The organism is Xanthovirga aplysinae (assembly GCF_009711365.1).
GTDB lineage: Bacteria > Bacteroidota > Bacteroidia > Cytophagales > Cyclobacteriaceae > Xanthovirga > Xanthovirga aplysinae.
On the sequence record NZ_SMMB01000791.1, the window covers coordinates 1 to 4,022 of the forward strand.

A 4,022-nucleotide genomic window follows, 5' to 3' on the forward strand; every position below is an offset into this window, starting at 1 on the left:
GTCAATAGATCATTACGTTGTTGGAGATGTAGCTGTTTTTTATGGAATTTTAAGTTATAGTCAATGTGGAACAGCTTTAGATGTGGATACCAGAACCGTTAGGTTTTCATACCCTCTCACTACTATTTTGCGGTTGAAAGCTGGGAAAGTAGTAGCTCATGAAGATTTTGTGGATTATCAAAAATGGGAACATCAAAAGAATAGTTGATGAATTATTGATATTTATCCACTAATGACGGCATTCCTAAATTATTTATTTTTTTCCTTCTAAAATGAATCATCCCAAGGTAAGAGAAGCCAAACCTCTAAAGACTAATTCTTGTTTTAATTGTAATGCTCCTCTGATAGACGCTCATCTTTATTGTCCCGTATGTGGTCAAAAAAAAAGTAAATTGCACCTTTCTTTTTTTAAATTTCTGGGGGAAGTTTTTCAAAATTATCTCTCCTGGGATTCAAAATTGGGTAGAAGTATTTTTCCTTTCTTTTTTAAACCTGGTTTTCTCACTAATCGCTTTAATGAAGGTCAGCGAGTCGCTTATGTTCACCCCTTGCGGTTATATTTTATTCTGAGTATATTTTTCTTTTTTGCTTTAAAGATTACCTGGAATAATGAAGTACAAAAGGCTACAGAAGAAATTGGAAATAAGTTAAATCAGGAAGAGGTCATTGAAGAAGTAATTTTAGGAATTTTTGGGGTAGGTGAGAAAGAAAACAATAGTGAGAAAGAAAATGGCGTTGCTGAACTTTCCACTAAAGTAGACACCCTGAAAGCAGAATGGAAAAATGCTCTCTTAGAAAATGATCCTTTAAATAATTTTGAAATTGGGGGGAAAGAAAGTAGAAGGCAGAGGGAAGAGAAGGGAACTGCCTTTTCTATTGAAACAGACTCCTCTAAGGAAGCAGAGAAAGATGTTGATAGGGCTAATAATTTTACTTTGATAAGAGTAAATGAAAAGCAACTAAGCATTGGGCCTAATAGTACCTATAGAGCCCTAAGGGGCGAATGGCGAAATTTGACAGATGAGCAAGTGTTAGATTCTCTTAATTGGACTTTTACTTCATCCTTTGAAAGGAGTATGTGGAAGGTTGGCCTGCATCAATTTCGGAAGCTAGTCGAAAATGATATTAATTTCTTCATTAATTATATGTTCAGTAATTTGTCTTTAATGATGATTCTGATTGTACCCATTTTTGCCCTTTTACTTAAACTACTCTATATACGCCGTAAGTTTGTTTATGTGGATCATGTTATCCATTCTATTCATATCCATGCCTTTGCATATCTCATTTATGGAATATTTTTTTTAATACAGCTGTGGGTTCCTTTTTCAAGTTCTTTGGTTTGGGTATTTCTTATTTTAGTAACCCTTTATTGTTTTATGTCTTTTAAAAGGGTTTATAAACAAGGGTATAGGAAAACCATTTTTAAGTTTCTGAGCATGGGTTGGTTTTATTTCTTCATTATCATTTTTGCCGGCACTTTGGAATTGTTTTTATCTTTAATTTTTTATTAGGTAGGTGATTAGATGATTTTCTGTTTTGACCCTAATGAACCTTTTAAAAAGGAGAAAAGTATTCAATATTAAAGTTTTTACCAATTAATGAAAGCGATAATAGCAAGTGGAAAGGGTGGCCCGGATAGCCTAAGCATAGGAGAGTGGCCAAAGCCTAAGCCCTCTTCATATGATGTATTGGTCAAAGTGGAAGCATCAGCAATCAATCGGGCAGATACTTTGCAAAGAGAGGGTAAATATCCTGTACCTGAAGGGGAAAGTCCTATACTAGGGTTGGAAATGTCGGGTACCATTGTGGCATGTGGAGATAAGGTTACCAAATGGCATGTAGGAGATCAGGTATGTGGATTGTTAGGTGGAGGTGGACATGCGGAATTTGCAATTATTCATGAAGATATGGCAATGACCATTCCAACGGGATGGAGTATGGAGGAAGCTGCTGCCATGCCGGAGGTTTTTTTGACGGCTTATCAATCCCTGAAATGGATTTGTCAACTAAAGAAAGGGGAGACGGTATTAATTCATGCAGGAGCAAGTGGAGTAGGAACGGCGGCTATACAGTTGGCTAAGGCCATTGGGGCAAAAGTCTTGGTCACTGCTTCTGCTGAAAAACATGATATCTGCTTACAATTGGGAGCAGAACTGGCTATTGACTATAAAAAAGAGGATTTCCAGGAGGCGGTGAAAGGTTACAGCAAGGGAAGGGGAGTAGATGTGGTAGTGGACTTTATTGCAGGCCCATATCTTCAACAAAATATAAATAGTTTGGCCATAGATGGGCGGATGGTGCTGCTGGCTTTTTTGGGAGGGCCAAAGGTTGATCACCTGAATTTGGCTGCTTTATTAATGAAAAGGCTACAAATTAATGGATCAACCTTGCGTTCTCGTTCTCAGGTCTATAAAAAGGAGTTGACCCAAGATTTTAAAAAATTCGCCTGGCCTTTATTTGAATCAGGGCAGTTAAAAGTTGTTTTGGATAAAGTATACAATTGGAAGAATATTCCTGATGCCCACCGTAGAATGGAAGCTAATATTAGTATGGGAAAGATTGTCTTAAAGGTGAACTAAAGACTTGATTTTGTAGAGACAAGGCAAGAAGAGGCATGCTTTGCCTCTACAATCAGGGACGAAGAAATCATTATGACCTCCTTCTTTCCAGGTTTATAAAATATTAGAATCCCTTCGGAAAATAAATTTCTTAAAAGGCATTTCCTTCAAAAGCAATTCCTGAATAAATGATTTGGTTTTTTCTAATGTGTCCTATAAAGATGCTATAGCATCAGCTCTTCTTTCTAAAATACCTTTATTAATACCATCCCACAATTCCACTCGTTTTTTAAGGGCCTCCATACTGATTTTAGTAGCTTCTTCCCATTTATGCTCATCATCTCCACAAAGTTCTTCGATCATTTGGAGGGCCATAGGGCCATGTTCTCCACTGTCCAATTCAATATGTCTTTCCAAATAGTAAATGAACTTACTAAGATCAGTTTCCATTTTTTGATCTAAATCTTTTACCAATGCCGTGAACATATCCGGAATCAGGTCTTCTCTCCCAAAAGTGAAAACTGAGGCAATAAGATGCAATTTTTTGCTTTCAATGGTTTGGAAAGTGAACTCAAGGAAGTGTTGTAAGAAAGGAAAAGGAAGGGATTTAATGATATCACTTAAGGGGTGCCCCTTTCTTAAGTCATCAATAAACCGGGAAATCTGATTAATTTCTCCTCCAGCTGCGTGCATAGCATCAAGATAGAGTTCCAGGTGGCTTGCCACTTTTCCTTCTTGATCTACATCACTTTCTTCCTCCATTACAATCTCATTGATCATTCTCCGGATCTTGGGGTTTTGGGTTGGAATCCAGGGGACTTTTGTGCAGGTGAGTTCAATTTGTAAAGCCTTGAGTAAAGACATAAAATCCCAAACAGCAAAAACATGTGTTTCCATGAAAATTATTAAGTCCTCAACGGTTTGGATGTTTTGATAAACAGGATGGTTTATCAATTGCTCCTTCCAGGGATTCAGCTTTTGGTTTAATTGCTCAATTCTTCCCACTTCCTTATGCTTTAAATAATAAAAAATGCAGTTCAGCCTCACTATTGGGCAGGATATGAACCCTTTCGCTGAATTATTCTGCCTTTAAATCGGCAAAGATACCTGATAAGTTTTTGATAGCAAACCTAGGAATCAAATCTTCCTTTAAATTAAGGGAAAATGGAAATTACAATTTAAAGTGTGATTATTGAAAATGACGATGAGTCTAAAAGCAGTTTATTGATCCATGGGCTAGTTTTGAGTAATAATTTTTTTCAGCTTAATATCGAAATTACCAAAATTCCTAAATATAAAGGATTTTGTTTTTTCTGAATTTGAAGAGTGTCATTTTTGTCTTTTCTTCATTTTGGTATACAAAGAAAAGGATCATAAAGGAATGATCTACAAAAATATGTTTCCTGTGTTTGCCTTTTAACTAGGTGACAGCTGAAGGAGAAAATGACTTATTTTTTTACC

At 36.3% G+C, this 4,022-nt stretch carries 4 protein-coding genes; 3 read left to right on the plus strand and 1 reads right to left on the minus strand.

The window, feature by feature from the left end; translation table 11 throughout:
• The 3 genes from E1171_RS23670 to E1171_RS05770 form a co-directional block, all read left to right on the plus strand.
• A partial coding sequence (locus E1171_RS23670) for a hypothetical protein (RefSeq protein ID WP_187696281.1) occupies positions 1-208 on the plus strand: 208 nt, incomplete at its 5' end.
• 250 nt (positions 209-458) lie between these two features.
• Entirely contained in the window at positions 459-1,514 is a 1,056-nt protein-coding gene (locus tag E1171_RS05765) for a DUF3667 domain-containing protein (protein WP_187696282.1), read from the plus strand.
• Positions 1,515-1,601: 87 nt separating this feature from the next.
• Positions 1,602-2,582, plus strand: a complete 981-nt coding sequence (locus E1171_RS05770) for an NAD(P)H-quinone oxidoreductase (RefSeq protein WP_155204979.1) — start codon at positions 1,602-1,604, stop codon at positions 2,580-2,582.
• Positions 2,583-2,774: 192 nt separating this feature from the next.
• Here E1171_RS05770 and E1171_RS05775 read toward each other — a convergent pair whose 3' ends face one another.
• The gene (locus E1171_RS05775; RefSeq protein ID WP_187696283.1) at positions 2,775-3,566 is read right to left on the minus strand and encodes a DUF3050 domain-containing protein; all 792 of its coding nucleotides are present in this window, start codon (positions 3,564-3,566) and stop codon (positions 2,775-2,777) included.
• Positions 3,567-4,022: the final 456 nt, after the last annotated feature.

Excerpts from the sequence above, each read along its gene's own strand:
- E1171_RS05770 (WP_155204979.1), top strand. The coding sequence starts at position 1,602 with ATGAAAGCGATAATAGCAAGTGGAAAGGGTGGCCCGGATAGCCTAAGC.